Here is a 26838-nt window from a genome sequence, read left to right on the forward strand (position 1 = left end):
GCGCCGCCACGGCGGTTTCTAAGCTCCTGCGCACGGCGGGCAAGGCACCGCTGAAGGAGTCTTGAATGTTGAAGTACGCGATCATTTTTGCCGTCATCTCCCTGGTGGCCGGCCTGTTGGGCTTCGGTGGCGTGGCCGCTGGCGCTGCCGGCATTGCCAAGCTGCTGTTCGGCCTGTTCCTGGTGCTGGCGGTGCTGTTCGTGGTGCTTGCCGCCCTGGGGGTGGGTGCCGTGAAGAAAGCGCTGGACTGACCCATGCTGCGCAACAAACCCCGGTGGCCGCAGGCGCGGTCGCTGGGCTGGCTTCTGCAGAGTCCGGCGCATCGCGTGCTGCGTGTGCTGCTCGTGACGCAGGCTCATTGGCAATTGCCCGAACACCGTTCGCGTCGACGACGCACCTGAAGAGAAACCCATGCACATCTCCCACATCGACGCGCAGCTCGACTACGAGGTCGTCGCGCCGGCGCACATGCTCCTCAACATCGAGGCGGCCCGTGCGGGCGCGCAGGCGTTGGTCAGCGAGGAACTGACCATCGAGCCGCCGACCGAGATGCAGGTGTTCTGCGACGAAGGCAGCGGCAATCGCTTCATCCGATTCGATGCGAAGCCCGGCCCGCTGAAGATCAGCTACAAGGCCACGGTGCAGCGCGCACATGTGGTGGTGCCGCCCGATCTTCGCGAAGTGCCGGTGAACGAGGTGCCGGACGAAGTCCTGCACTACATGATGCCCACGCGCTACTGCGAATCGGACCTGATGTCGCGCTGCGCGCAGCAGCTCTTCGGCGACCTGCCCCCTGGCATCGGCCGGGTGCAGGCGATCGTCGACTGGATCCACGAAAGCATCGCCTACGAGCCGGGCAGCAGCGACTCGACCACCACCGCGCGCGAGGTGTTCGTGGAACGCGCCGGCGTGTGCCGCGACTTCGCGCACCTGGGCATCACCTTCTGCCGGGCGCTCAACATTCCGGCGCGGCTGGTGGTGGGCTATGTGTGGTTCGACGAGCCGCCCCAGGATTTCCACGCCGTGTTCGAGGCCTGGCTGGGCGGGCAGTGGGTGCTGTTCGACCCCACCCGCATGGCACCTGTCGACCGGCTGGTGCGCGTGGGCACGGGACGCGACGCGAAGGACGTGGCGTTCTGCACGATCTTCGGCAACGTGCGCATGACCGACAAGAAGCTTGTGATCCGCGAACTGCAGGACGAAAGCCTCGAGCCGCCGAAGCCGCCGCCGCCCTCGGGTGAGCTGGTGGGCATAGAGAAGCCCGTGCCGGTGGTCCAGGTGGAAGAAGTCACCGGCTGACGGGGCTTGTTTGCTATAAAATATATAGCAAACTATCTAGCTATTGCGGGTAATCTGGGCCGATTTGGCATGGCCCTCTAGCTTGTCCACACAGCGGGCGCGAGACGGCACCGGCGATTAAAATCGGTGCCCCTTTTGCGCCGCGCACGCGTCAGTTGTGCGCCCCCATTCCAAATGCTGTACCCCGAAGAATTCGACGTGATCGTCGTCGGCGGTGGCCACGCCGGCACCGAAGCCGCGCTCGCCGCCGCGCGCATGGGCGCCAAGACGCTGCTGCTCTCCCACAACATCGAGACGCTTGGGCAGATGAGCTGCAACCCGTCGATCGGCGGCATCGGGAAGGGCCACCTGGTGAAAGAGGTCGATGCGCTCGGCGGCGCGATGGCGATTGCCACCGACGAAGCCGGCATCCAGTTCCGCATTCTCAATTCGAGCAAGGGCCCGGCCGTGCGTGCGACGCGTGCGCAGGCCGACCGCGTGCTCTACAAGGCGGCCATTCGCCATCGCCTGGAGAACCAGCCAAACCTGAGCCTGTTCCAGCAGGCGGTCGACGACCTGATGGTGGAGGGCGATCGCGTGGTGGGCGCCGTCACCCAGGTGGGCATTGCTTTCCGTGCGCGCACGGTGGTGCTCACTGCTGGGACTTTCCTCGACGGCCGCATTCACGTCGGCCTCGACAACTATCAGGCCGGTCGCGCGGGCGATCCGCCGGCGGTGAGCTTGTCGGCGCGGCTCAAGGAACTGAAGCTGCCGCAGGGCCGCCTCAAGACGGGCACGCCGCCGCGGCTCGACGGCCGCAGCATCGATTTCTCGAAGTGCACCGAGCAGCCGGGCGACGGCATGCCGGGTGGGGCAGGGCCGATGCCGGTGTTCAGCTTCATGGGCCGTACGGACATGCATCCGCGGCAGATGCCTTGCTGGATCACCCATACCAACGCGCGCACGCACGACATCATCCGCTCTGGCTTCGACCGCAGCCCGATGTTCACCGGCAAGATCGACGGCGTGGGCCCGCGCTATTGCCCGAGCGTGGAAGACAAGATCAATCGCTTCGCCGACAAGGAAAGCCACCAGATCTTCCTGGAGCCCGAAGGCCTGACGACCAACGAGTACTACCCGAACGGGATCTCGACCAGCCTGCCTTTCGACATCCAGTACCAGCTGGTGCGCTCGATGCCCGGCCTGGAAAACGCGCACATCCTGCGGCCGGGCTACGCCATCGAGTACGACTACTTCGATCCGCGCGAGCTCAAGAGCAGCTTCGAGACCCGTTCGGTCAAGGGCCTGTTCTTTGCAGGGCAGATCAACGGCACGACCGGCTACGAAGAGGCGGCGGCCCAGGGCCTGTTTGCCGGCATCAACGCTGCGCTGCAATGCCGGGGCGAAGATGCCTGGCTGCCGCGCCGTGATGAAGCCTATTTGGGCGTGCTGGTCGATGACCTGATCACGAAGGGCGTGACCGAGCCCTACCGCATGTTCACCAGCCGTGCCGAGTTCCGGCTGCAGCTTCGCGAAGACAACGCCGACATGCGCCTGACCGAAACCGGCCGCAAGTTGGGCTTGGTGGACGATGCACGCTGGGATGCTTTCAGCCGCAAGCGCGATGCTGTTTCACGTGAAACAGAGCGGCTCAAGTCGATCTGGGTGAATCCGCGAAACCTGCCTGCCTCCGAGTCGGAGCGCGTGCTGGGCAAGGCCATCGACCATGAATACAACCTGGCCGATCTGCTGCGCCGCCCTGATGTGAACTACGAGACGCTGATGTCGCTGGACGGTAGCAAGTACGCCGCCCCGGTGGCGCTGAGCGAAACCGAGATCGAGCAGATCGAAATTTCGGCCAAGTACTCCGGCTACATCGAGCGCCAGCACGACGAAGTGGAGCGTGCCGCGCATTTCGAAAATCTCAAGTTGCCGGCCGACTTCGACTATGGGCAGGTCAAGGCGCTGAGCTTCGAAGTGCGGCAGAAGCTCGACAAGCACCGCCCGGAGACGCTGGGACTGGCCTCGCGCATCTCCGGCGTGACGCCCGCTGCGATCTCGCTCTTGATGATCCATCTGCGCAAGGGCGGCCATAAAGCCTTTGCCCGTGATACAGCCACCACGGAAGCTGCCGCCGAATGACGGCGCCGATCGATACGCTGCGCAAGGGCGCGGCTGCCATGGGCGTGACCTTGTCCGAGCGGCAGGGCGAGCAGCTGCTGGCCTACGGCAGCTTGATGCTCAAGTGGAACAAGGTCTACAACCTGACCGCGCTGCGCGATCCGGCGAGCGTACTCACGCACCATCTGCTCGACAGCCTGGCTGCCATCTCACCGCTGCAGCGCGAGTGGGCAGGGAAGGGCAAGTTGCTGGACGTGGGTTCGGGCGGTGGGTTGCCGGGTGTCGTGATCGCGATCATGCGCCCCGACATCGACGTCAGCTGCCTCGATGCAGTGGCCAAGAAGGCCGCTTTCGTCCAGCAGGTGGCAGCGGAGCTCGAGCTGCCGAACCTGCGCGGGCTGCACGCACGGGTCGAGTCGCTCGCGGGAAGCTATGACGTCATCAGCTCGCGCGCGTTCGCGTCGCTGCCTGATTTCTTCAATGGCTCGATGCATCTGATGGCGCCCGGCGCCGTATGGCTTGCCATGAAGGGCAAGGTGCCGAGTGACGAGCTCGCGGCATTGCCGAAGGGCGTTGCAGTGTTTCACGTGGAACAACTGACGGTTCCCGGCCTGGATGCCGAGCGCTGCATTGTCTGGGCACGCAAAGAATCCGCCTGAGCGGGCGCTTCGGTTCACGAAAAGAAACGCCGACACCGGCAAAAGCCGGTGCTCGAACGGCCTTCACGGCATCGTGCTCGCTTAGACTCGATGCCTCCCCTCTGGTCTCTCCCCGGCTCGCTTTTTCGAGGCAAAACCCATGTTCGGCATTGCTGACTACGGCGCATTCGTCGTCGCCATCATCCTTTTCCTCCTGATTCCCGGCCCGGGCAACCTGGCGCTTATCACTTCGACCAGCAAGGGCGGAATCCGGGGCGGCCTGGGAGCAACGGCCGGGGTGATCCTGGGCGACCAGTGCCTGATGTGGGCCGCCGTCGCCGGTGTATCGGCGGTGCTGGCCGCGTATCCTGCCGCGTTCAAGGCGGTGCAGTGGCTGGGCGCCGGCTATCTTGGCTGGCTGGGCATCAAGATGCTGCTGGCCAAGCCGGGCTCCGCACCCATCCTCAACATCAAGCCCCGCCACTTCCTGCGCCAAGCCTTCACCATCACCTTGCTGAATCCCAAGGCGATCGTGTTCTACATGGCCTTCTTTCCGCTGTTCGTGGATCCGGCCCGTCACCAGGGCCTGGTCACCTTCGGCGCAATGGCCATCACCATCGCCGTGCTCACGTTCCTCTACGGCCTGACTTCCACGCTGCTTACGCACTTCCTGGCCGAGCGCATCCGCGCCAATCCACGCATCTCCACCACGCTCGAGAAGCTGGCCGGCACCTTCCTGATCGCCTTCGGCATCAAGCTCGCGATTTCCCGCTGATCGACCCCTTCGTACAGACATGGCCAAGATTTTCTGCATTGCCAACCAAAAGGGCGGCGTCGGCAAGACCACCACCACCGTCAATCTCGCCGCCGGCTTGGCCAAGGTCGGGCAGCGGGTGCTGATGATCGACCTCGACCCGCAGGGCAATGCGACCATGGGTTCGGGCATCGACAAGCGCCAGCTGGAGCTGACGGTGTACGACGTGCTGCTCGAATCCGCCTCGGTGGCCGAAGCACGGGTCAAGTCCGACAAGCTGGTGGAGGGCGGTTGCAGCTACGACGTACTGGGCGCCAACCGCGAGCTGGCGGGTGCCGAAGTCGAGATGGTCGCGCTCGACCGCCGCGAAAAGCGCCTGCGTACCGCCTTGGCCGCGGTCGGCGCGGAGTACGACTTCGTGCTGATCGACTGCCCGCCGAGCCTCAGCCTGCTGACGCTGAACGGCCTGTGCGCGGCCCACGGCGTGATCGTGCCGATGCAGTGCGAGTACTTCGCGCTCGAAGGACTGACCGACCTGGTCAACACCATCAAGCAGGTGCACGCCAACCTCAACAAGAACCTGCAGATCATCGGCCTGCTGCGCGTGATGTTCGATCCGCGCATCACGCTGCAGCAGCAGGTGAGCGAGCAGCTCAAGTCCCACTTCGGCGACAAGGTGTTCGACACGGTCATTCCCCGCAACGTACGGTTGGCCGAGGCGCCGAGCTACGGTCTGCCCGGCGTGGTGTTCGACCCCGCCGCGCGCGGCAGCCAGGCGTTCATCGCTTTTGCCCAGGAATTGGTCGAGAAGATGCCGCCCGCCAGCGCGTTCGCCTCGGGCGCGGTGGCGCCGCCGATCGCGCCGGTGGAGCGCATCGCACCGGACCTGCCGATCCCGGCCGACGTGCTGGCACCGGCCACCGCGCCGGAGTCCGGTTCCACCAGCGAAAACAACGCCTGAGGCAAGGGCACGGCACATGACTGCTGCACCCCGCATCCTGCTGCTGCCCGGATGGCAGAACAGCGGCCCCGGCCATTGGCAGACGCGATGGGAATCCGTCTACGGCGACCATCGTGTCGAGCAGCACGAATGGATGCGTCCGCTGCGCGGTGACTGGTCGATCCGGCTCGAGGAAGAAGTGCTGGCATCGCCCGGCCCCGTGGTCCTTGCCGCGCACAGCCTCGGCTGCATCCTCGTCGCCGCCTGGGCCTCGCACTCGCGCAACACCCACAAGGTGCGCGGCGCGCTGCTGGTGGCGCCCGGCGACCTGGAGCGCGACGACCTGCGCCAGCAGATTCCGGGCTGGGCGCCGATCGTGCGGCAGCCGCTGCCGTTTCCGGCGGTGCTGATCGCCGCCAATGACGACCCGTACTGCGAAGCCGCGCGCTCGCGCCAACTGGCGAGCGACTGGGGCGCGCGCTTCGTCGACGCCGGCGCGCGCGGCCACCTGAACGCCGAATCCGGCCTGGGCGACTGGCCCGAAGGCCGGGACCTCCTGAACGAAATCTCGAAAGAAAAAAACTGATGGCGACCAAGAAACCCAAGGGCCTCGGCCGCGGCCTCGAAGCGCTGCTCGGCCCGACGGCCGCGCCTTCCGCCGACAACGGCGTCGGCAGCAATGGCCAGGAAGAGCGGCGTGCGCCGCAGAATCCGAACACGCTCATGCTCGACCAGATGGTCGCAGGCGTCTACCAGCCGCGCACGCGCATGGACGAGGGCGCGCTGTACGAGCTGGCCGAGAGCATCAAGGTGCAGGGCATCATGCAGCCGATCCTGGTGCGCCGGCTCGACCCCGAATCGGCCGCGGCCAAGAATGCCGAGTACGAAATCATCGCGGGCGAGCGCCGCTTCCGCGCCGCCAAGCTGGCGGGCCTCGACAGCGTGCCGGTGCTGGTGCGCGACGTGCCCAACGAGGCCGCGGCGGCGATGTCCCTCATCGAGAACATCCAGCGCGAAGACCTCAATCCGCTGGAAGAAGCCCAAGGTCTGCAACGTCTTGTTACAGAATTCGGGCTTACGCACGAGCAGGCCGCGCAGGCCGTGGGCCGTTCGCGCAGCGCCGCCAGCAATCTGCTGCGCCTGCTGAACCTGGCCGAGCCCGCGCAGCAGATGCTGATGGCCGGCGACATCGACATGGGCCATGCCCGCGCGCTGCTGTCGCTCGACCGCGGCACGCAGATCACCGCCGCCAACCAGATCGCCGCCAAGAAGATGTCGGTGCGCGAAGCCGAGGCGCTGGTGAAGAAGCTGGCTGCCGAGTTCACGCTCACGCCTTCGCGCCGCAGCAACGACGGCGAGAAATCGCGCGACCTGCAGCGCGTGGAAGAAGAACTGGCCGACCTGCTGACCGCCGAAGTCGAGGTGCGCATCAAGAAGCGCAGCAAGCGCGGCGGCCGGATCGAGGAGAGCGGCGAGCTCGCCATCCACTTCGGGTCCATCGAGGCACTCAACGGACTGATCGAGCGCATCCGCCGAACAGCCTAGATTGCGAATCTGGCGTCGGGCATTCGTTTGATTGCATTCGGTTGATTGATTCCTGCAATCCTTTGCGCGTATCCTCGATCGCTGGTTTTTCAACCCCAAATCTCTGACAACCGAGGGAGTTCCCCATGAAGTTCACCAGGTTCCCGCTCGCGGCCGTGGCCGTCGGCGCACTTCTTCTGACCGGCTGCGCAGCCACCGACATGCAGATGGGCAGCCAGTCGGCCAAGACCATGGCCACCGGCAGCGCGGCCGGCGGCGCGACCTCCGGCGAAAGCAGCCAGCTCGAGCGTTGCGAATCGCCGCTGGGCACCGTCTCGCTGATCGAGAACCAGAGCGCGGGCTGGTACACCATCCTTACCGGCGAGTACCGCCTGCCGCCCACCGCCAACCTGCTGCGCCTGCTGGTGCAACAGTCGAACTGCTTCATCGTGGTCGAGCGCGGCGCGGCCGGCATGAACGCCATGACGCGTGAACGCGCGCTGCAGCAGTCGGGCGAAATGCGCGGCGGCAGCAACTTCGGCCGCGGCCAGATGGTGGCCTCCGACTACGGCCTGTCGCCCGAGATCGTGTTCAGCAACAGCGACGCCGGCGGCATCGGTGGCGCGCTTGGCGGCCTGGTGGGTGGCGGCCGTGGCCGCGCGCTCGCGCAGCTCGGCGGCAGCATGCAGACCAAGGAAGCCAGCGCGCTGCTGACGCTCATCGACAACCGCTCCGGCGTGCAGGTCGCGGCTGCGGAAGGCAGCGCCTCCAAGACCGATTTCGGCGCCTTCGGCGCGCTCGCCGGCCGCAGCGCGGGCGGCAACCTCGGCGGCTACACCAACACGGCGCAGGGCAAGGTGATTGCCGCCGCCTTCATGGACGCCTTCAACCAGATGGTCCGCTCGCTGCGCAACTACAAGGCGCAGACGGTACGCGGCCAGGGCCTCGGCGGCGGTGGCCGCTTGGGCGTGGACGGCGGCGCCGCGCCGTCGCAGACCTACGTGCCGGCCGAGAAGCCGGCGCCCACGCGCCGCCGCAGCAACAGCAGCAACTGATCGCTTGCTCGCTCGCCTCGCGCGATTCGAAAAAAAGCCCGGGGCTCTCGCGAGCCACCGGGCTTTTTCGTGGAACGCCGCAAACCGGCGCGCGGGCTGTGTCAGAGGCTGAAGATCTTCCCGGGATTCATGATGTTCTTCGGGTCGAGCGCGCGCTTGATGGTGCGCATCATGTCGATCGCGCCCGCGCCCGCTTCGGTGACCAGGAAGTCCATCTTGTGCAGCCCCACGCCGTGCTCGCCGGTGCAGGTGCCTTCCAGCGCCAGCGCGCGGCTCACCAGCGCATGGTTCAGCTCCTCGGCCTTCACGCGCTCTTCGGGGATGTTCGGGTCGAGCAGGTAGCCGAAGTGGAAGTTGCCGTCGCCGACGTGGCCGACCAGGAAGTAGGGGATGCCGCTGGCATCGGCCTCGGCCACCGAGTCGAGCAGGCAGTCGGCCAGCCGCGAGATCGGCACGCAGGTGTCGGTCGAGATCACGCGGCAGCCCGGGCGCGACTGCACCGCCGCGAAATAGCTGTTGTGCCGCGCGGTCCACAGGCGCGTGCGTTCTTCCGGCGTGCTGGCCCATTCGAAGGCATTGCCGCCGTGGCCGCTGGCCAGCTCCTGCACCGTCTCGGCCTGCTCCTTCACGCCGGCGGGCGAGCCGTGGAACTCCATCAGCAGCATCGGCTCTTCGCGCAGGTTCAGCTTGGCGTAGGCATTCACCATGCGCACGGTGTTGACGTCGATCAGCTCCACGCGAGCGATCGGCACGCCCAGTTGGATGGTCTCGATGGTCGTGCGCACCGCGGCCTCGATGCTCGGGAAGGAGCAGATCGCGGCGGACACCGCCTCGGGCAGCGGATAGATGCGCAGCGTGATCTCGGTGACCACGCCCAGCGTGCCTTCGCTGCCCACCATGAGGCGCGTGAGGTCGTAGCCGGCGGAAGACTTCTTCGCGCGCGTGCCGGTGCGGATGACTTCGCCGGCGGCGGTGACCACTTCGAGCGCCAGCACGTTCTCGCGCATGGTGCCGTAGCGCACCGCGTTCGTGCCGCTGGCGCGCGTGGCCGTCATGCCGCCGATGGAGGCGTCGGCGCCGGGGTCGATGGGGAAGAACAGGCCCGTGCTCTTGATCTCTTCGTTGAGCTGCTTACGCGTGACGCCCGGCTGCACCGTCACCGTGAGGTCGTCGGCGTTGACCGACAGCACGCGGTTCATGCGCGACACGTCGATGCTGATGCCGCCCTGCACCGCGAGCAGGTGGCCTTCGAGCGAGGAGCCCACGCCGAAGGGAATGACCGGCACGCTGTGCTCGCTGGCCAGCTTCACCGCGTCGGCCACGTCCTGCGTGCTTTCGGCGAACACCACGGCCGAGGGCGGCGGGGCGTCGAACGAAGACTCGTCGCGACCGTGCTGCGTGCGAACCGCCAGCGCCGTGGAACAGTTGGTGCCGAAGCGGGCCTTCAGCCCGTCGATCAGGCTGGCGGGAACGTCGCGCAGATGAAGCTCCGGCAGCAGGTGCGAGGTTTGGGTCGGGGCGTTCATCGGGGCGTCTCCTGCGAGGGGTGAGGGGGATCGGTCATTTTACGGAGCGAGCACCATAATGCGCTTCGGAAAAAACATGAACCCCACAACCCTCAGCGCATGCGCACCATGCGCAGCCTCATTCACTACCTCTGCAGGCACGACCGGCAAGATCGACGCATCGAGCGTCGCGTAACAACAGCAGGAGCGCCCATGGGCAACCGACTTTCCCAGATCGCCACCCGCACCGGTGACGACGGCACCACCGGCCTCGGCGACAACACGCGCGTGCCCAAGGATCACCTGCGCGTGCACGCGATGGGCGACGTGGACGAACTCAACTCGCACATCGGCGTGCTGCTGTGCGAGCCCATGCCGGAGCCCGTGCGCGAGCTGCTGGTCGATGTGCAGCACCAGCTCTTCAACCTTGGCGGCGAGCTCTCGATGCCGGGTTTCACGTTGCTGAAGGCCGATGCGCTGCTGCAGCTGGACAACGCCCTGGCGGAGCACAACGCCGCGCTGCCGCGGCTGGCCGAATTCATCCTGCCGGCCGGCACCCGCGCGGCCTCGCTCGCGCATGTGTGCCGCACGGTGGCGCGAAGAGCCGAACGCGCGGTGGTGGCGCTGGGCGCCACGGCCGAGCTCAACGATGCGCTGCGCCAGTACCTCAACCGGCTCAGCGACCTGCTCTTCGTGCTCGCGCGCGTGCTCAACCGCATGAACGGCGGCGACGACGTCTACTGGAAGAGCGAGCGCATGGCGCGTGCTGCTGCAGCGCAAGCATCGGAAGACGCAGACAACAAGGAGGCCCCATGAAATTCCCGAACACCGTCAGTGCATCGTTCGCCGTGGCGATGGCCGCCGCGCTCTGGCTGCCTGTCGCCGCGCAGGCCCAGAGCGCCGACAACCCGCCCAAGGCACAGCGCGCCCACACGCTCAAGCAGCCGTCGCGCGGCGGCAAGGTGGTGGGCAGCGTGCAGCGCGGCACCAACGCGGCGGGCCGGGGCATCGACCGTGCAGACGCAGCCACCAGGCGCGGCGTCAACAACGTATCTGAAAAAGCCAGCCGTCCGGTGCGCAACGTCGGCGAGGCCTTTGGACGCAAGCTTTCGCCGGGTTCCAGTGGCCGTGCCGCGCCACCGCCTGTGGGGCCTCAGGGCAGCGCGCCTTGATCGCTGAGCACTGATCCAGTTCGGGGAGCGATCACGCCGACGGGGTACCTTGCTCCGCGAATGTCCCCCGGCCTGCGGCCTCCTCCTTTATTTCGCTGCGCAAGGCACCCCGCCGTCGTGATCGATGGACGCAGCGCTCGTGCGGCCAACACCAACGCCGCGCCCAAGTGCGAGTGGCACCGGGTGCTCCCCGCAGCGAAATAAAGGAGGAGGGGCGCAGCCCCGGGGGACATTCGCGGAGGGGAGCACCCGGTGCCATTCGCACGCACCACCGGACCAAAACCCGAAGGCACAAAACCAATGGCAAGAAACATCGAGAACAAGGCCCGCATCGAAAGCATCGAACGCGTGGCAGCCATCGCCGAAACACTGGCCGACAAGGGCCCCACAGAGATCGCACAGGACGACACCTTCTTCCGCTGCAACGACAGCGCCGACCGCCTCAAGCTGCGCACCTTCGAGCCCGACCGCGCCGAGCTGATCTTCTACCGCCGCGCCAACAGCGCGGGCCCCAAGGAATCGTTCTACCTGATCACGCCCTGCACCACGCCCGACGTGCTGCGCGAATCGCTCACGCTCGCATGGGGGCAGGCGGGCCGCGTGCGCAAGCAGCGCCGGCTGTTCATCGTGGGCCGCACACGCGTGCACCTCGACCGCGTCGAAGGCCTCGGCGAATTCCTCGAGCTCGAAGTGGTGCTGGAAGAGGGCGAGTCCGCCGAAGCCGGCATCGCGCAGGCGCATGCGCTCATGGCGCGACTGGGCGTGGGCACCGACCAGCTGGTGCAGGGCGCCTACGTCGATCTTCTGAACGACGCCGCCTGATCAGCGCCAGCCCGCGGCCTTCAACTGGTCCGCCAGCAGCTGCGCGACCTTTTCATAGCCTCGTGCATTGGCATGGATGCGGTCGGAGCGCAGCGATGCATCCGACAGCACGCTCGAATACACATTGGCAAGCAGCAGCGCCTGCCCCGACTTCGCCACCTCTTCATAGAACGGCGCATCGCTGAGCGAGCCGACGAACGCGCGCACCGCGTCGGGTGCCGGCGTGGCCAGCACCGCGACATGCGGCGTGTGCGCGCGTGCCAAGTCGATCAGCGCCGCCAGGTTGTCGCGCGTGGCCGCAGCTGACACACCGCGCAGCATGTCGTTGCCGCCGATGCCGATCAGGATCGCGTCGTAGCTCGAGCCATTCAGCAGCCCTGGCAGCCGCTGCAGCGCGCCCGCCGAGGTGTCCCCGTTGACGCCCTCGTTGTCGATCTGCCAGCCCGTGATCTCGCCCAGCTTCACGGGCCATGACGCGTCGGTCGGCGCGCCGTAGCCGAAGGTCAGGCTGTCGCCCAGCGCCAGCACCCGGGCGCCTGGCTTCAATGCGTTGGAGGATGCCTTGCGCTTGCCGCAGGCAGCCAGTGCTGCCACGGCGGGCACGCCGGCCAGCAGGTGGAGGAGGTGTCTTCGCTTCATGCTGCGCGCAGCTTAATCGCCGCCGCGAGCTGCCGTGGCGCTTGCCCCTTTTCTCGGAAAGCGCATAAGCCTCCCCGTTTTTGTTCGTTCCCCGGCGAAGGGGGCAGGCGAAGAATCGCGGCCCTGCATCTTCATTCTTCATCACCGACCGGGGCCCGACACCATGCCGCTGCTTTCCCGCCACCGCTTCCTGCGCCATGTGGCCGTTCTTTCCGCTGCCTTGCTGGCCGCGCCGCTCGCCGCCCTGGCCGCGCCCGCCACGGGCGATCCCGTGTGGTTCGGCGTGAGCGGTCCGCTCACCGGGCAGAACGCGCAGTACGGCGCGCAGTGGAAGGCCGGCTTCGATCTTGCGCTGGAGCACATCAATGCGCAGGGCGGCATCCATGGACGTCCGCTGGCCTACAACTTCGAGGACAGCCAGAGCGACCCGCGCCAGTCGGTGGCCATCGCGCAGAAGCTGGTGAACGACAAGCGCGTGCTCATCGAGCTCGGCGACTTCTCCAGCCCGGCCTCGATGGCGGCATCACCCATCTACCAGCGCGCGGGCCTGGTGCAGCTGGGCTTCACCAACTCGCACCCCGACTTCACCAAGGGCGGCGACTACATCTGGAGTCCTTCCATCAGCCAGGCCGACGCGCAGCCGCTGCTGGCCGAACTCGCGGTGAAGACGCTGGGCTTCAAGCGCATCGCGGTGCTCTACCTCAACACCGACTGGGGCCGCACCAGCAAGGACGTGCTCGTGAAGGCCGCCCAGGAGCGCGGCGCGCAGGTCGCCATCGCCGAGGGCTACCAGCCCGACGAGAAGGACTTCCGCTCGACGCTGGTGCGCGTGCGCGACGCCAACCCCGACGGGCTGGTGCTCATCTCCTACTACCCCGACGGCGCGCTCATCGCGGGCCAGGTACGCAGCGTGGGGCTCAGGCAGCCCATCGCCGCGGTGGGCTCGGTGTATTCGCCGAAGTTCATCGAGCTGGGCGGCGCGGCGGTGAACGGCATCTTCACCAACACCGCTTTCTATCCGGACGAGCCGCGCACCGAGGTGCAGGACTTCGTGAAGAGCTTCCGCGCCAGGTACGGCAAGGAGCCCGACGCGTTCAATGCCTACGCCTACGACGCCGTGGTGTACGCCGCCGCCGCGCTGCGCCAGGCCGGCGCGAATGCCGATCGCAAGGCCGTGCGCGACGCGTTCTACAAGATCAAGGACGTGCCGAGCGTGATCTTCGGCAAGGCCAGCTTCGATGCGCAGACGCGGCGGATCATCGGCGTGAAGAGCGTGAATCTTGTCGTGAAGGACGGCAGGTGGGCGCAGCTGGACGAGAAGGCAGCGCTTGCCGCGGCCAGGTAGTCGATGAGCTTCACCTCCTTCTTCGACTACACGGTCAACGGCCTGATCATCGGCAACATCTACGCGTTGCTGGCGGTCGGGCTCGCGTTGATCTTCGGTGTATCGCACCTCATCAACTTCGCGCACGGCTCGGTGTACACGGTGGGCGCGTACATCGGCTGGGCGTCGATCACCTACCTGCACACGCCGCTGCCCGTGACCATCGTGCTGGTGGTGCTGGGCTCCGGCGCGCTCGGCATGCTGATCGAGCGCGTGGGCCTGCGGCCGCTGCAGGGTGCGGCTCGCATTGCGCCGCTGCTGGCCACCATCGGCATCAGCTTCGTGCTCGACATCCTCGTGCAGCTGGTGTTCAGCCCCGACCCGCGCTCGCTGCCCACGCAGCTGCCCGACTGGCGGCTGCAGATCGGCACCGGCACCATCGGCGCGCTCGACATCCTCATTGCGGGCATCGGCCTCGCGAGCGCGGCCGTGCTGTTCGTCTTCCTGCGTTTCACGAAACTCGGCTGGGCCGTGCGCGCCACCGCGCAAGACCGCGACGCGGCGCAACAAATGGGCGTGGACGTCGACCGCGTGAACCAGACCGTGTTCGCCATCGCCGCGGCGCTGGGCGGGCTCTCGGGCCTGCTGGTGGGCATGTACTACAACAACATCAGCCCGGCGATGAGCTTCCAGGCCACGCTCAAGGGCGTGGTCGCCACCGTGGTCGGCGGCGTGGGCAACGTGCCGGGGGCCATCGTCGGCAGCCTGCTGCTGGGGTTGATCGAAAGCTATGGCGTGGCCATCCTCGGCACGCCGTACCGCAACCTCTTCGCCTTCGCGCTGCTGCTGGTCATCCTGGTGTGGAAGCCGAACGGCCTGTTCGGGCGCAAGCGCGCGCTGCCGCCCGAGCCGCTGACCGGCACCTTCATCGCGCCGAGCAAGCCGTGGCACATACCGCGCCGCGTGCTCGCCGCGGTGTTCGCGGCGGCCGTGGCATTGCCGCTCTTCGATCCTTCGCCGTACCTGCTGCAGACGCTCACCAACGCATGGCTCTACGGTGCGCTGGCGCTGAGCCTCACCTTGGTGGCCGGCACCATCGGGCAGATCTCGCTCGGCCATGCGGGGCTGCTGGCCATCGGCGCGTATGCGTCGTCGCTGCTGGTGCTCGACCTGCACCTGCCGGTAGGCACGGGCATCGTGGCGGCGGGCATCCTCACTTCGCTGATCGGCACCGCGCTCATCTTCCCGGCCTTCAGGCTGCGCGGCCACTACGTGTCGATCGCCACGCTGGGCATCGGCGAGATCGTGGCGCTCACCATCCTCAACTGGGAGAGCCTCACGCACGGGCCCATCGGCGTGTCGGGCATTCCGCCGCTGTCGCTGTTCGGGCGCGACGCTTCGTCGAACCAGGCCATCTACTGGGCTTCCTTCGGTGCGATGGTGCTTCTTGCGCTGCTGCAGTGGCGCCTGTTGCGTTCGCACCTGGGCCGCACCTTCCGCGCCGTGCGCGAAGACGAAGTGGCGGCGCGCGCCTACGGCGTGAGCCCCGACCGCTACAAGGCGCTGGCCTTCGGCTTCGGCGGCTTCGCGGCCGGCGTGAGCGGCGCCTTCACCGCGCACATGTATTCGTACATCAACCACGAGACCTTCGGCTCGCAGATCTCGATCCTCGCGCTGACGATGGTGATCCTCGGCGGCCTCGGGAACATCAGCGGCGCGCTGCTGGGCGCGGTCGCGCTCGTGAGCCTGCCGGAGCTGTTCCGCGTGACGGCCGAGTACCGCATGCTGATCTACGGCGTCGCGCTGCTCCTGCTGATTCGTTTTCGCCCGCAAGGCCTGCTGGGCACTGTCTGAAAGAACACCACACCATGAGCCACCTGAACGACTACCTCGCCGAGAAACGCGCCGCCGTGCTCGCACGCAATGCCGCTGTCGAGGCCGGCACGGCGCAGCCCGTGCAACTCAAGGCCAGCGTGAAGGCCGAAGGCCGCAGCGGCGTGCGCCGCCTGCGCATCCGCGACCACCAGGTCATCAGCGACAGCCCGCCCGACTTCGCGGGCTACAACCTCGGCCCCAGTTCGCCCGAGCTGCAGCTGGGCGTGCTGGGCACCTGCGTCACGCACATCTTCCTGATCCAGGCGGCCGAACGCCAGGTGCCGCTCGAAAGCCTCGAGGTGGAGGTGACCGGCATCATCGATCCGCGCGGCGGCAAGCCGGGCCATGAAAAGACGCCCATCTGGCCGCACGAGATCGGCTGCACGGTGCACATCGATTCGCCCGCGAGCCGCGAAGACATCGACGCGCTGTTCGAGGCGGTCGAACGCAACTGCCCGATCCTGAACCTGCTGCGCAACCCGCAGGCCATCCGCGCCGAGGTGAAGCTCGTGAACTCGAAGGCGAAGGCCGCCGATGCCGTCGCTGCTTGAGATACGCGGCCTGGTGCGCCGCTTCGGCGGCCTCACCGCCGTCGATACCGTCGACCTGCATGTGGGCGAAGGCGAACTGCTGAGCGTGATCGGCCCCAACGGCGCGGGCAAGACCACGCTGTTCAACCTGGTGACCGGCCTCGACAGGCCCGATGAAGGCCGGGTGCTGTTCGACGGTGAAGACATCACCGGCCTGCCCGCGCAGCAGCTCGCGCAGCGCGGCCTGGCGCGCACCTTCCAGCATGGGCGTGTGTTCGCGAACCTCTCTGTGCTCGACAACGTGCTGGTCGGTGCGCACACACGGCTGCGTGCCGTGAAACCGCGCGCGGGCGGCGTGCCGGGCCTGGGCGCATTGGCCGAGCTTGCGCTGGCGCTGGTGCAGCCCGCCGCCGTGCGCCGCGAGGAAGACGCGCTGCGCGAAGAAGCGCGCGAAATCATCGCGCTGTTCGGCGAACGGCTGGCGCCGCGCATCGACCATCCGGCCTACAGCCTCTCTTATGCCAACCGCCGCCGTGTGGAGATTGCGCGCGCGCTCGCGCTTCGGCCGCGCCTGCTGCTGCTCGACGAGCCCACCGCCGGCATGAACGAGAGCGAGACCGCCGAGATGCTGGAGATCATTCGCAGCCTCAAGGCGCGGGGCCAGGCCATCCTGCTGATCGAGCACAAGCTCGACCTCGTGATGCAGCTCTCCGACCGTGTCGCCGTGCTCGACGACGGCCGCAAGATCGCCGAAGGGTTGCCCGATGAAGTACGCAACGACCCGGCGGTGATCGAGGCGTATCTCGGCCATCGCCATGTGGGTGCTGCAGAGGCGGTGCCCGCATGATCGCCACCGTCGCACGCACGGGCCTTTCGCCTTCGCCTCTCTGGGGAGATGGCCGGGGTGACGAGGGGCTGCCGGAGCGCTCCGCCGCGCCGGCTCCAGGCGAATCGAACAAGCCGCTGCTGCAGCTGAAGAAGATCAACAGCTTCTACGGCCCGGTGCAGGCCCACTTCGACCTCGACATCGAAGTGCGCAAGGGCCAGATCGTCAGCCTGCTCGGCGGCAACGCCAGCGGCAAGTCGACCACCATGAAGATCGTGCTGGGGCTGCTCAAGCCGCGCTCGGGCGAAGTCAATTTCAACGGCGCCTCCACGCTCGGGCTGAGCACGCCGCAGATCATCCGCAAGGGCATCGGCTCGGTGCCGGAGGCGCGCAGGCTGTTCCCCGCGATGACCGTGCGCGAGAACCTGCTGATGGGCGCCTATGCGCGCAGCGACCGCAAGGCCGTGGCCGAAGACCTCGAACGCATGCTCGAGTTGTTCCCGCGCGTGGCCGAGCGTATCGAGTTCCAGGCCGGCACATTGTCGGGCGGCGAACAGCAGATGGTGGCGATGGCGCGCGCGCTCATGGGCCGGCCACGGCTCATCTGCATGGACGAGCCGACCATGGGCCTGTCGCCGCTGTACGTCGACAAGGTGCTGGAGCTCATCGCGCGCATCAACGCACAGGGCGTGTCGGTGTTCATGGTCGAACAGAACGCGAGCCTCGCGCTGCAGATCGCGCACCACGGCTACGTGCTGCAGACCGGGCGCATCGTGCTCTCGGGCCCGGCGAAAGAGCTGCTGGCCGACGCGCGCATACGCGATGCCTACCTTGGCGGCGACGGCGCGGCGCGCACCGCCTCCTGATCCAGCGAAAGCTCCCAAAGAGAACCCACACATGCCATTGAAACTCGACCACATCGTCATTGCGGTGCACGACCTCGAACGCACCATCGCCGACTACGGCGCACTCGGCTTCCACGTGCTGCGCGGCGGTGACCATCCGGGCCGCGCCACCCACAACGCGCTGGTGGTTTTCGGCGACGGCAGCTACTTCGAGCTGATCGCATGGCGCGAAGCTTCTCCCGGCGAACGCTGGTGGCAGCTGCTGCAGAAGCACGGCGAGGGCATCGTCGACTTCGCGCTGCTGCCGCGCGACACCGCGGCCACGGTCGCTGGCGCGAAGGAGCGCGGCCTGGTGCTGGAAGGTCCTCTCGACGGCGGCCGCGTGCGGCCCGACGGCGAACGCCTGCGCTGGCAGACGGCGCGTGCGCCCTCGGCCGACCTGCCTTTCCTGTGCGGCGACCTCACGCCGCGCGCGTTGCGCGTGCCCGAGGGCAAGGTGCGCGTGCATGCGAACGGCGCGCTCGGCGTGGCGAGCCTGGCCGTTGCGGTGCGCGACCTCGATGCGACGCTGGCGCGCTACCGCGCCTTGCTGGGCACTGACGCTGAAGATGCTGGCACGCACATCGGCAACCCCGTGGCGCTGCCGGGCAGCAACGTGCGCGTGGCGGTCATCGTGCTGGGCGGCAGCGTGCTGGTGCTGTCGTCCCCACGCGAGAACGCGGCACACGCGGGTGAAGGCAGCGACACGCTCACGCAGCGCATCGCCGCGCGCGGAGAAGGGCCCTATGCGCTGGTGCTGCACACAGACCGGCCGCAATCGACCGGCGCCTTCGATCTTGCCCGCACCCATGGCGCGTTGATCGAACTCGACCTGCCGCCGCTGGACCGCGTGAAGGACAAGGCCCCGCGCGGATACCAGCGCTTACCTGATTTCACCTGACTGCGACCTGAAGCGGTCGTTGCGGACACATGCGGGGCACACAATGGACTCGTCTCATCAACGCATGGAGGATTCCAGATGAACATCAAGTCAAAGAGCATGGCCGTTGCCGCAGCGGCACTGGCAATGTGCATGGCCGCCGGCAGCGCCGTCGCGCAGGATCGACGCTTCGACGGCCGTCCCGGCCCTGGCGACGGACGCTTCGAACAGCGTGGTCCCAACTTCGATCACCGTGGCCCCAATTTCGATCACCGTGGCGGCCCGCCGGGCTACCGCGGCAACCAGGACTTCCGTGACGGCCGCCAGTTCGATCGCCGCGGCTTCCCGCAACCGCACGCCGAATGGCGCCGTGGTGGCCGCGTGCCGCCCGAGTACCGTGGCCGCAACTACGTGGTGCAGGACTGGCGTGCCTACCGGCTGCAGCAGCCGCCCCGTGGATACCAGTGGGTGGGCGTGGGCGGAGACTTCGTGCTCGCTGCCATTGCCACCGGCGTGATCGCGAACATCATCGCAGGCCAGTAAACAGACGCTGTTTCGGCCATTGGGCGAAACAGCACTGCAGAAACCACGCCGCAGGCCGCAAGGCTTGCGGCGTTTTTTTCAGACCAGCGCGGTAGGTGCCGATTGGGCGCAGACGTTGCGGCCCGTGATGGTCAGGCGCAGCCCGCCGCCGTGCCATTCGAGCCAGTTGAGGCTCACGTACGCATCGATGTCGGCGTCGTCGATGCGGTCGGCCTGGCGGCTCTGCAGCAATTCGACCGTGGCGGGCAGGGCCCGTCTGAGCCGTTCGCGCCGCTCCGCGGCATCGGCGGCCTTGAGGGCGGCCCTTGTTTGCTGTTGCTGCTGCTGCGGGGTCGATGCCATTGCTGATCCGTTTCCAGGAAGCCAGGGAATTAACCCGAATGTACGCCGCCTGTGTGAAGCTGCATTCTTCTTTTTTAACCTTTCTGTCGTCCCCGGTACACACCCCCCAAACGCCACTGGACAGGCTCTAGATTTCGTAGTGCGAGGCTTTGGCCTCGTCTCCCAGGGCCTTTTCGACCACCGCCCGCGTCAGCGTGGGCGCGAACGATTCGATGAAGGCATACACGTACTTGCGCAGGTAGGTGCCCCGCCTTACAGCGAGCTTGGTGAGGTTGATGCCGAAGAGCCGCCCCGCGTCGAGCGCGCGCAACTGGGTGTCGCGCTCGGCTTCGTAGGCCACGCCGGCCACGATGCCCACGCCCAGGCCCAGTTGCACGTAGGTCTTGATGACGTCGGCATCCATCGCGGCCAGCACGATGTTGGGCTCCAGCCCGCGCTGCTCGAAGGCCTCGTCGATGCGCGAACGGCCGGTGAAGCCGGTGTCGTAGGTGATGAGCGGATAGCGCGTGAGCGCATCGAGCGTGAGCGGCGCGTCGAGCAGCGGATGCCCCGGCGGGACGATCACCGAGTGCGTCCAGCGGTAGCAGGGCAGGGCGACCAGTTGCGGATAGTCGCCCAGCGCCTCGGTGGCGATGCCCACGTCGGCCTCGCCGTCGAGCAGCATCTGCGCGATCTGCTTGGGCGAGCCCTGGTGCAGGTGCAGCTTCACGTTCGGGAACTGCGCGCGGAATTCCTGCACCGCCACCGGCATCGCATAGCGCGCCTGCGAGTGCGTGGCCGCCACCGACAGCAGCCCGCTTTGCTGCGCGATGAATTCCTGGCCCGCGTGCTTGAGGTTGCTGCTCTCCATCAGCATGCGCTCGATGATCGGCAGCACATGCCCGCCGGGCTCGGTGAGGCCGGTAAGCCGCTTGCCGGCGCGCACGAACAGCTCGATGCCGAGCTCTTCCTCGAGCTCGCGGATCTGCCGGCTCACGCCGGGCTGCGAAGTGTGAAGGGTGTGGGCGACTTCGGTCAGGTTGAAGCCGCAACGAACGGCCTCGCGTACCGAGCGCAGTTGTTGGAAGTTCATCTGGCGCGCAAGAGTGTCGGGGGCCCCGGTTGGAGCCGACCGGAGATTCTCGGCAGAACTGCTTATTCGGGGAACGATGCGTTTGTTGGTTTCACATGAGCAAAACATCTTTAAGGCTCCCAGAGCTGCTTCGAGAGCCCCGGCTTGAGTTTTCGCACGGCTGTGCTAAAGTTTGCCGCATGGACGCCAAGACCCAGAAAAGCGAACTCACCCGCGCCGCCATCGTCGGCGCTGCGATGAACCTTGCGCTGGCCGAAGGCCTGGAAGCGATCACGCTGCAGGCCGTGGCCAGCCGGCTGGGCCTGTCGAAGAGCGGCGTGTTCTCGCGCGTGGGTTCGCGCGAGGCGCTGCAGAAGGCCGTCATCGAGGAATACGGCCGCGGCTTCCTGGCCGACGTGTTCGTGCCCGCCATGCAGAAGCCCAAGGGCCTGCCCCGGCTCGAAGAGATCGTCGCGCGCTGGATCGCCCGCACCCGCGACGTCGAAATGCACACTGGCTGCCTCTACATGGCCGGCGCCTTCGAGTTCGACGACCGCGAAGGCGAGCTGCGCGACCTGCTGTTCGACGAGATCACGCGCTGGCGCGCCGCGCTGCGCCGCACCGTGCTGCAGGCTGTCGAGACCGGCGAACTCAAGGCCGACACCGACCCTGCGCAGCTCGTGAGCGAGCTCAACGGCGTGATGATGACCCAGCTGCACGACGCGCGCTTCCTGCGCGACCCGCAGGCCGCCGACCGCGCCACGCACTCCTGGCGGCGCATTCTTTCCAGCTATCGCGCCTGAGCTGCTCGAGACGCAGGCGGATTCCCGATGTCCTCATTTGCCAATATTTCGCACAGCCGTGCGATAAAAAGGAGAAGCATCATGCTGATCATTGCCCTCGTCCTCGCCGCCTATGCGCTCGTCACCGGTGCCCGTTGCGTGCGCGACACCCTGTGCAGCCTGCCCCGCAGCAACCGTGACTGGGTCTGGTACTGACCCCCGCAGCCGAAGGAGCTCCCGCCATGACAGGCACTTCCACAACCTCCGCCGCCGGCCATGCCGCGCAGTCGAACTACTATCGGCCGGGACGCGTGATGCGCACGCTGCGCTTCGGCCTGACCACGTCGCAACGGCTGTGGCCCGCGCTGGGCGTGCGTGCCGCTTACCGCCTGTTCGGCACGCCGCTGCCGCCCAAGTGGCTGTACCGGGCGCAGGGGCCGGGTGCCGAGTGGCGGCGCGAGGGCTGGGCTTTCGAGGACGCGAGCGTCGGCATTTATCACCTGGCCGCGCAGGACTCGGGGGCCGAGTCGGCGCCCGTGGTGCTGCTGGTGCACGGCTGGGGCGGCCATGCGGGGCAGATGCTGCCGCTCGCGCAGGCCGTGGCCGATGCCGGCCTGCGGCCCGTGCTGCTCGAGCTGCCGGCGCACGGCCGCAGCGCCGGCACGATGAGCAACTCGCCGCAGTTCGCGCGGGCCATTGCGTATGTCGCGGCGCGGCTCGCGGCCGACGGCCATGCGCTGCGCGCGGCCGTCGCGCATTCGCTGGGTGCCAACGGCCTTGCGCTCGCGGCGTCGCGGGGCTTGCCGGCAGAGCGGCTCGTGCTGCTCGCGCCGCCCGCATCGCCACGCGAATACACGCGCTATTTCGCGCACACCTTCGGGCTCAGCGAAACCACGCGCCTGGCGATGCAGCGGCTGTTCGAGGCGCGCGAAGGCGTCCTGATGCCCCAGCTGGAGCCCGCCGCCGTGGGGCCGCGCATCTCGCAGCGCACGTTGATCGTGCACGACAGGGACGACCGCGTGAACCGCTTTGCCGACGCCGAGGCCTACCGCGATGCGATCGGCCGCGCGCAGTTGATGGAAACGCAGGGCTGGGGCCATCGCCGCATCCTCAAGGAGGCCGAGGTGCTGGCGCGGGTCGCTCGCTTCGTGACGGCGCCCGATTGAAGGCGGCGTGCTACCAGGCCGGGTGAACCGGCGTGAACACCGGCCTGAACAGGTGCCGCCGCACGATCTCCCCGTAGCCCCGGTAGTAGAAGTTGCCGTTCGCCTCCAGCACCGCCGCGCGGTGCTTGCGGAAGTACACCGGGATCTCGTACCAGGGCATGGTCGGCGCGCGGTGGTGCACGTGGTGCAGGTTGTTGAAGAGGTACAGCAGCCCGAACACGAGGTTCGACTCCACGATGGCCACGCGCTCGTGCGGCGTGTCGGCCCAGCGGTGTTCGGTGAAGGTGCGCAGCGAGCCCAGCATCATGCCGGGATACACGAAGTACAGCAGGTACTCGCCCAGGCCCATGCCGCAGACCGCGGTCACGCAGTACAGCACCGGCGCCACGCTCAGTGCATGCCAGCCCCATGTCGGCAGCCTCGAGAAATTGCCCGACAGCACCTGGCCCGTTTCGAAGCCGACCAGCTTCCAGAGCCGGAGAAACGGCCCCAGCACCACGCGGAAGGCGATCGTCTGGTTCGCCATGTAGATGCACCGCCACGCCGGCCCGTAGGCCGCCCACGCGGGTGCCGAGTGGTAGGCGCTTTCGTTGTCGCGCTCGGGGTGCGTGAGGTGGTAGTTGACGTGGTGCGAGCTGTGCCCGCGGTTGTAGAACGGGTAGGGCAGCCACAGGTTCAGCGGCGGCCACACCACCGCATGGCGCAGCCACCGGGGCAGGTGGCGCATCGCGTGGATGCTCTCGTGCTGCAGCGAGGAATGCAGCTGCGCGAGAAAGCCCCCGGCCACGAACAGGGCCCAGCCCGGCAGCGCCGCGTGCCACCACAGCAGCGCGGCCCAGGCAACGTACAGCGCGGCGGCCAGCAGCAGGGTGGGCACTTCGTAGTGCCACCACCAGTGGCGGCGCACGGGTGTGGTCCTGGCGGGGTTCGGTACGGCGGTCGAAGTCATGATGGGAAGGACTGCGATGCTAGGTAGCAAGCGGCGTCTTGCATGCGCGCTTTTCGCATAAGCATGGTCGCGAAACTTCGTTCCGCGCGGCCAGGGGCGAGGCCTAAGCTAGAGCGCTTTCTCCGCGCTCCCGCGTGCGTTGGCGTCACTCGTGAAGCGGGCTGGTAATCAGCCGAACTGAAATCTATTGTTCGGGGTGCGCTCACGCCGACGGGGTACCTTGCTCCGCGAATGTCCCCCGGCCTGCGGCCTCCTCCTTTATTTCGCTGCGCAGAGCACCCCGCCGTCGTGATCGTTCAGAGCACTTGTCGATCGGCTCGCATGAGCGCTGCGTCCATGTGCACAGGGCGCCGGGTGCTCCCCGCAGCGAAATAAAGGAGGAGGGCGAAGCCCGGGGGACATTCGCGGAGGGGAGTACCCGGTGGCCTGTGCACGCGCCCCGAAAAAACCAGAGCCTCAATGAGCAGCATCACAAAGACCATCGTCCCGACAGAACTGCAAGCCCTGCTCCTGGCAGAGCCAGCCGCAGAACTCGCACTGCTCGACGTGCGCGAAACCCGCTTCTTCGTCGAGCGGCACCCCAACCTCGCGCGCAACGTGCCCTTCAGCGGCTTCGAGCTGCAGATCGAGGTGCTGGTGCCGCGCCGCACCACCCCCGTCGTGCTCTACGACGACCACGGCGCAACCGACGGCGTGGGCCAGGCCGCCGCAGCCGTGCTCGCCCGGCTGGGCTACACCGACGTGCGAAACCTCGAAGGCGGCCTGCAGCGCTGGCTGTCCGAGGGCCTGCCCGCCATCGACGGCTACGGCACGCTGGTCAAGGCCTTCGGCGACCGCGCCCGGCTGCACTACGGCACGCCGGGCCTGCCCGTCGAGGCGCTGCGGGAACGCCAGCGCGAAGGCCGGCCGACCACGCTCGTCGACGCGCGGCCGCAGGCCGAGTTCAGGTTTCTCTCGCTGCCCGGCGCGCGCAACCATGCGGGCACCGAACTGGCCCTGCGGCGCTTCGAGCCGAGCGGGGCCGACCACCTCTGGGCCATCAACTGCTTCAGCCGCACGCGCGGCATCGTCGGCGCCACCACGCTGCGGCTGCTGGGCCGTGCGCCCGACGCGGTGTTCGTCGAAGACGGCGTCATGGCCTGGGGCCTGCAAGGCGCACCGACCGTGCAGAACGCCGCCCCCGACGACGAACTGCCGCCCGAATCTCCCGACGTGCTGCGCCGGATCGCCGACGACCTGATCGAGCGTTTCGGGCTGCCCCTGGCCGATGCCGCGCGGCTCGCCCGCTGGCGCGACGACGATGCACGCACCCTCTACGTATTCGACGTGCGTCCCGCCGCCGATCCGGCCTTCTCAGGCACCGGCGTGCGGCAGGTGCCAGGCGGGCAACTGCTGATGCACTTCGAGAACCTCGTCGCTACGCGCGGCGCGCGCATCGTGCTGCTCGACGACCAGGCCCACCGGTTGCGCGCCGCCGTCACGAGCTTCTGGCTCACCCAGCTCAACCAGGCCGAGGTCTACGTCTTCGATGGCGAGCTGGCACCCGATCAGGCGCCGCCCGCGCCCGCCATGTCGCTCAAGGATGCCCCGGCTCCGCTCACCCCCGAGGCATTGGCCCGTCTGCGCAGCAACGGCGCTGTCACCGTGGTCGACGTGGGCCCGAGCCTCGATTACGAACGCGGCCATCTGCCCGGCGCGCTCTACATGCTGCCGGCCTCGCTCGCGCCGCTTGCCGCCCATGCCGTTCCCGGGCGCACGCTGGTCTTCACCTCGCCCGACGGCATGGCCGCGGCCCGCGTGGCGCGCGACGCGCACCAGCGCTGGCAGCAGGATTCAGGGGCGGTGTTCAGCTGGCTCCAGGGTGGAACGCAGGGCTGGGAGGCTTCAGGACGGCCGCTTTCGACCGATTTGGTGCCGTCCCGGCTGCTCACCCCCTTCGACGACGACTGGGGCTCGGTGATGCGCGTCTTCGGCCCGCGCCGCGATGCGGCCTGGGCCGACTACCTGGCGTGGGAACGCGCGCTGGCCGAACGGGTCCTGCAGGACCCGTCCGTGCGCTTTCGCTTCTTTGCGCTCAGCGCGCGGGCGCCGGCGCAGGGTCGGGCAGCTCGATCTTGATGTCGAGCACTTCGAGGTTGTCCTGGGTCTCCAGGTGCACCTTGATGTCTTCCGCGTTGATCGACACGTACTTGGAAATCACCGCCACCAGCTCGCGCTGGAGTTCGGGCAGGTAGTCGGGCCGCTTCTTGCCGCTGAGGCTGGACCGCTCGTGGGCGAGGATGATCTGCAGCCGCTCCTTCGCGACGCTGGCAGTCTTCTTCTTTTCGCCCAGCAGGAACGAGAGAAAGGACATGGCCTACTTGCCTCCGAAAATCCGCTTGAAGAAGCCGGGCTTCTCGGCGTCGACGAAGCGCATCGGCTTCTCTTCGCCCAGGAAGCGCGCCACCACGTCGCTGTAGGCCTGCGCCACGTCGGTTTCCTTGTCGTGGATCGCCGGCACGCCCTGGTTGGAAGCGTGCAGCACGCTCTCCGACTCGGGAATCACGCCGATCAGCTTGATGCGCAGGATGTCCTGGATGTCTTCCAGCGACAGCATCTGCCCGCCCGCCACGCGGTTCGGGTTGTAGCGGGTGATGAGCAGGTGCTCCTTGATGGGGTCGCCGCCGTCCTTGGCGCGCTTGGTCTTGCTGCTGAGCATGCCCAGGATGCGGTCCGAGTCGCGCACCGAGGACACCTCGGGGTTGGTGACCACCAGCGCCTCGTCGGCGAAGTGCATCGCCATCATGGCGCCGGTCTCGATGCCGGCGGGCGAGTCGCAGACGATGTACTCGAAGTCCATCGCGGCGAGGTCGGCGAGCACCTTCTCGACGCCTTCCTGCGTGAGCGCTTCCTTGTCGCGCGTCTGCGAGGCGGCCAGCACGAACAGGTTGTCGCACTGCTTGTCCTTGATGAGGGCCTGGCTCAGGTTGGCTTCGCCCTGGATGACGTTGATCAGGTCGTACACCACGCGGCGTTCGCAGCCCATGATCAGGTCCAGGTTGCGCAGGCCCACGTCGAAGTCGATCACCGCCGTCTTCTTGCCCGCGAGCGCGAGTCCGGATGCGAAGCTGGCGCTGGTGGTCGTCTTGCCGACGCCGCCCTTGCCCGAAGTCACCACCACAATTTTGGCCATGGCCATTCCTTCTTGTTTCGATTCAGTTGTTGGTTGTCAGGGTCGCCGCGTTCCGTGAGCCAGCAG

At 67.5% G+C, this 26838-nt stretch carries 30 protein-coding genes; 23 read left to right on the forward strand and 7 right to left on the reverse strand.

What is annotated here, in order from left to right:
• Nucleotides 1-65: 65 nt before the first annotated feature.
• The 10 genes from WIX39_RS04485 (at nucleotide 66) to WIX39_RS04530 (ending at nucleotide 8310) form a co-directional block, all read left to right on the forward strand.
• Nucleotides 66-251, forward strand: a complete 186-nt coding sequence (locus WIX39_RS04485; RefSeq protein WP_013538518.1) for a DUF1328 family protein — start codon at nucleotides 66-68, stop codon at nucleotides 249-251.
• 3 nt (nucleotides 252-254) lie between these two features.
• Nucleotides 255-401 carry a hypothetical protein gene (locus WIX39_RS04490; protein WP_172839905.1) on the forward strand — a complete coding sequence of 49 codons (147 nt, stop codon included), beginning with the start codon at nucleotides 255-257 and terminating at the stop codon, nucleotides 399-401.
• Nucleotides 402-411: 10 nt separating this feature from the next.
• A complete protein-coding gene (locus tag WIX39_RS04495) occupies nucleotides 412-1299 on the forward strand; it encodes a transglutaminase-like domain-containing protein (RefSeq protein ID WP_081269737.1) in 888 nt (295 codons plus the stop codon).
• 174 nt (nucleotides 1300-1473) lie between these two features.
• Nucleotides 1474-3420: a tRNA uridine-5-carboxymethylaminomethyl(34) synthesis enzyme MnmG gene (mnmG, locus tag WIX39_RS04500; RefSeq protein ID WP_106936261.1), complete on the forward strand. Its 1947-nt coding sequence runs from the start codon at nucleotides 1474-1476 to the stop codon at nucleotides 3418-3420.
• The gene (gene rsmG / locus WIX39_RS04505) at nucleotides 3417-4058 is read left to right on the forward strand and encodes a 16S rRNA (guanine(527)-N(7))-methyltransferase RsmG (protein WP_106936260.1); all 642 of its coding nucleotides are present in this window, start codon (nucleotides 3417-3419) and stop codon (nucleotides 4056-4058) included. Before mnmG ends, rsmG begins: the two co-directional genes overlap by 4 nt.
• Nucleotides 4059-4197: 139 nt before the next feature.
• Complete coding sequence (locus WIX39_RS04510; RefSeq protein ID WP_106936259.1) at nucleotides 4198-4812, forward strand: LysE family transporter; 615 nt, start codon at nucleotides 4198-4200, stop codon at nucleotides 4810-4812.
• Between the two features lie 19 nt (nucleotides 4813-4831).
• A complete protein-coding gene (locus WIX39_RS04515; protein ID WP_081269733.1) occupies nucleotides 4832-5752 on the forward strand; it encodes a ParA family protein in 921 nt (306 codons plus the stop codon).
• A gap of 16 nt (nucleotides 5753-5768) precedes the next feature.
• Nucleotides 5769-6317 (forward strand): RBBP9/YdeN family alpha/beta hydrolase, encoded by a 549-nt coding sequence (locus tag WIX39_RS04520; protein WP_081269732.1) that lies wholly within the window; start codon nucleotides 5769-5771, stop codon nucleotides 6315-6317.
• The gene (locus WIX39_RS04525) at nucleotides 6317-7276 is read left to right on the forward strand and encodes a ParB/RepB/Spo0J family partition protein (RefSeq protein WP_106936257.1); all 960 of its coding nucleotides are present in this window, start codon (nucleotides 6317-6319) and stop codon (nucleotides 7274-7276) included. The genes WIX39_RS04520 and WIX39_RS04525 overlap by 1 nt, the downstream gene beginning before the upstream one ends.
• A gap of 125 nt (nucleotides 7277-7401) precedes the next feature.
• On the forward strand, nucleotides 7402-8310 hold the full coding sequence (locus WIX39_RS04530) for a CsgG/HfaB family protein (RefSeq protein WP_081269730.1): 909 nt from the start codon (nucleotides 7402-7404) through the stop codon (nucleotides 8308-8310).
• A gap of 101 nt (nucleotides 8311-8411) precedes the next feature.
• Here WIX39_RS04530 and WIX39_RS04535 read toward each other — a convergent pair whose 3' ends face one another.
• Nucleotides 8412-9836, reverse strand: coding sequence for an FAD-binding oxidoreductase (locus WIX39_RS04535; RefSeq protein ID WP_106936256.1), 1425 nt, complete (start codon nucleotides 9834-9836; stop codon nucleotides 8412-8414).
• Nucleotides 9837-10028: 192 nt separating this feature from the next.
• Between WIX39_RS04535 and WIX39_RS04540 the strand changes: the two genes are divergently transcribed.
• From WIX39_RS04540 to WIX39_RS04550, 3 genes are all read left to right on the forward strand, one after another.
• Entirely contained in the window at nucleotides 10029-10631 is a 603-nt protein-coding gene (locus WIX39_RS04540; RefSeq protein ID WP_081269728.1) for a cob(I)yrinic acid a,c-diamide adenosyltransferase, read from the forward strand.
• Complete coding sequence (locus WIX39_RS04545; protein ID WP_106936255.1) at nucleotides 10628-10987, forward strand: hypothetical protein; 360 nt, start codon at nucleotides 10628-10630, stop codon at nucleotides 10985-10987. The genes WIX39_RS04540 and WIX39_RS04545 overlap by 4 nt, the downstream gene beginning before the upstream one ends.
• 300 nt (nucleotides 10988-11287) lie before the next feature.
• Nucleotides 11288-11809, forward strand: coding sequence for a class IV adenylate cyclase (locus WIX39_RS04550; protein ID WP_106936254.1), 522 nt, complete (start codon nucleotides 11288-11290; stop codon nucleotides 11807-11809).
• Here the strand turns inward: WIX39_RS04550 and WIX39_RS04555 are convergent, their stop codons facing one another.
• On the reverse strand, nucleotides 11810-12448 hold the full coding sequence (locus tag WIX39_RS04555) for a GDSL-type esterase/lipase family protein (RefSeq protein ID WP_409194587.1): 639 nt from the start codon (nucleotides 12446-12448) through the stop codon (nucleotides 11810-11812). It abuts the gene before it with no gap.
• A 163-nt stretch (nucleotides 12449-12611) separates the two neighbouring features.
• On the opposite strand from WIX39_RS04555, the gene WIX39_RS04560 reads away from it, so the two are divergent.
• The 7 genes from WIX39_RS04560 to WIX39_RS04590 all read left to right on the forward strand — a co-directional run bounded on the left by WIX39_RS04560 (nucleotide 12612) and on the right by WIX39_RS04590 (nucleotide 19310).
• A complete protein-coding gene (locus WIX39_RS04560; protein WP_409194588.1) occupies nucleotides 12612-13793 on the forward strand; it encodes an ABC transporter substrate-binding protein in 1182 nt (393 codons plus the stop codon).
• Nucleotides 13794-13796: 3 nt separating this feature from the next.
• Nucleotides 13797-15626: an ABC transporter permease gene (locus tag WIX39_RS04565; RefSeq protein WP_409194589.1), complete on the forward strand. Its 1830-nt coding sequence runs from the start codon at nucleotides 13797-13799 to the stop codon at nucleotides 15624-15626.
• Between the two features lie 14 nt (nucleotides 15627-15640).
• A complete protein-coding gene (locus WIX39_RS04570) occupies nucleotides 15641-16198 on the forward strand; it encodes an OsmC family protein (RefSeq protein WP_409194590.1) in 558 nt (185 codons plus the stop codon).
• Nucleotides 16182-17024 carry an ABC transporter ATP-binding protein gene (locus WIX39_RS04575; RefSeq protein WP_409194591.1) on the forward strand — a complete coding sequence of 281 codons (843 nt, stop codon included), beginning with the start codon at nucleotides 16182-16184 and terminating at the stop codon, nucleotides 17022-17024. The genes WIX39_RS04570 and WIX39_RS04575 overlap by 17 nt, the downstream gene beginning before the upstream one ends.
• A complete protein-coding gene (locus tag WIX39_RS04580) occupies nucleotides 17021-17869 on the forward strand; it encodes an ABC transporter ATP-binding protein (RefSeq protein WP_409194592.1) in 849 nt (282 codons plus the stop codon). The genes WIX39_RS04575 and WIX39_RS04580 overlap by 4 nt, the downstream gene beginning before the upstream one ends.
• A 31-nt stretch (nucleotides 17870-17900) precedes the next feature.
• Complete coding sequence (locus WIX39_RS04585) at nucleotides 17901-18788, forward strand: VOC family protein (protein ID WP_409194593.1); 888 nt, start codon at nucleotides 17901-17903, stop codon at nucleotides 18786-18788.
• A gap of 78 nt (nucleotides 18789-18866) precedes the next feature.
• Nucleotides 18867-19310, forward strand: coding sequence for an RcnB family protein (locus tag WIX39_RS04590; RefSeq protein ID WP_081269720.1), 444 nt, complete (start codon nucleotides 18867-18869; stop codon nucleotides 19308-19310).
• A 78-nt stretch (nucleotides 19311-19388) separates the two neighbouring features.
• Here WIX39_RS04590 and WIX39_RS04595 read toward each other — a convergent pair whose 3' ends face one another.
• Together WIX39_RS04595 and WIX39_RS04600 are read right to left on the reverse strand one after the other, a co-directional pair.
• Nucleotides 19389-19652 (reverse strand): hypothetical protein, encoded by a 264-nt coding sequence (locus WIX39_RS04595; RefSeq protein ID WP_081269719.1) that lies wholly within the window; start codon nucleotides 19650-19652, stop codon nucleotides 19389-19391.
• Between the two features lie 127 nt (nucleotides 19653-19779).
• Nucleotides 19780-20724 carry a CysB family HTH-type transcriptional regulator gene (locus WIX39_RS04600; RefSeq protein WP_081269718.1) on the reverse strand — a complete coding sequence of 315 codons (945 nt, stop codon included), beginning with the start codon at nucleotides 20722-20724 and terminating at the stop codon, nucleotides 19780-19782.
• Between the two features lie 179 nt (nucleotides 20725-20903).
• Here WIX39_RS04600 and WIX39_RS04605 point away from each other — a divergent pair, with 179 nt between their 5' ends.
• Complete coding sequence (locus tag WIX39_RS04605; RefSeq protein WP_106936248.1) at nucleotides 20904-21506, forward strand: TetR/AcrR family transcriptional regulator; 603 nt, start codon at nucleotides 20904-20906, stop codon at nucleotides 21504-21506.
• Between the two features lie 221 nt (nucleotides 21507-21727).
• On the forward strand, nucleotides 21728-22651 hold the full coding sequence (locus WIX39_RS04610) for an alpha/beta hydrolase (RefSeq protein WP_106936247.1): 924 nt from the start codon (nucleotides 21728-21730) through the stop codon (nucleotides 22649-22651).
• A gap of 10 nt (nucleotides 22652-22661) precedes the next feature.
• Here WIX39_RS04610 and WIX39_RS04615 read toward each other — a convergent pair whose 3' ends face one another.
• A complete protein-coding gene (locus WIX39_RS04615; protein WP_106936246.1) occupies nucleotides 22662-23600 on the reverse strand; it encodes a fatty acid desaturase in 939 nt (312 codons plus the stop codon).
• A gap of 459 nt (nucleotides 23601-24059) precedes the next feature.
• Between WIX39_RS04615 and WIX39_RS04620 the strand changes: the two genes are divergently transcribed.
• The gene (locus tag WIX39_RS04620; protein WP_106936245.1) at nucleotides 24060-25718 is read left to right on the forward strand and encodes a rhodanese-like domain-containing protein; all 1659 of its coding nucleotides are present in this window, start codon (nucleotides 24060-24062) and stop codon (nucleotides 25716-25718) included.
• On the opposite strand, the gene minE is transcribed toward WIX39_RS04620, so the two are convergent.
• Complete coding sequence (minE, locus tag WIX39_RS04625; protein ID WP_081269713.1) at nucleotides 25675-25953, reverse strand: cell division topological specificity factor MinE; 279 nt, start codon at nucleotides 25951-25953, stop codon at nucleotides 25675-25677. The genes WIX39_RS04620 and minE overlap by 44 nt on opposite strands.
• A 3-nt stretch (nucleotides 25954-25956) precedes the next feature.
• Complete coding sequence (gene minD, locus WIX39_RS04630; protein ID WP_081269792.1) at nucleotides 25957-26772, reverse strand: septum site-determining protein MinD; 816 nt, start codon at nucleotides 26770-26772, stop codon at nucleotides 25957-25959.
• Nucleotides 26773-26838 lie beyond the last annotated feature (66 nt).

This window comes from Variovorax sp. AB1(2024) (assembly GCF_037482385.2).
GTDB lineage: Bacteria > Pseudomonadota > Gammaproteobacteria > Burkholderiales > Burkholderiaceae_C > Variovorax.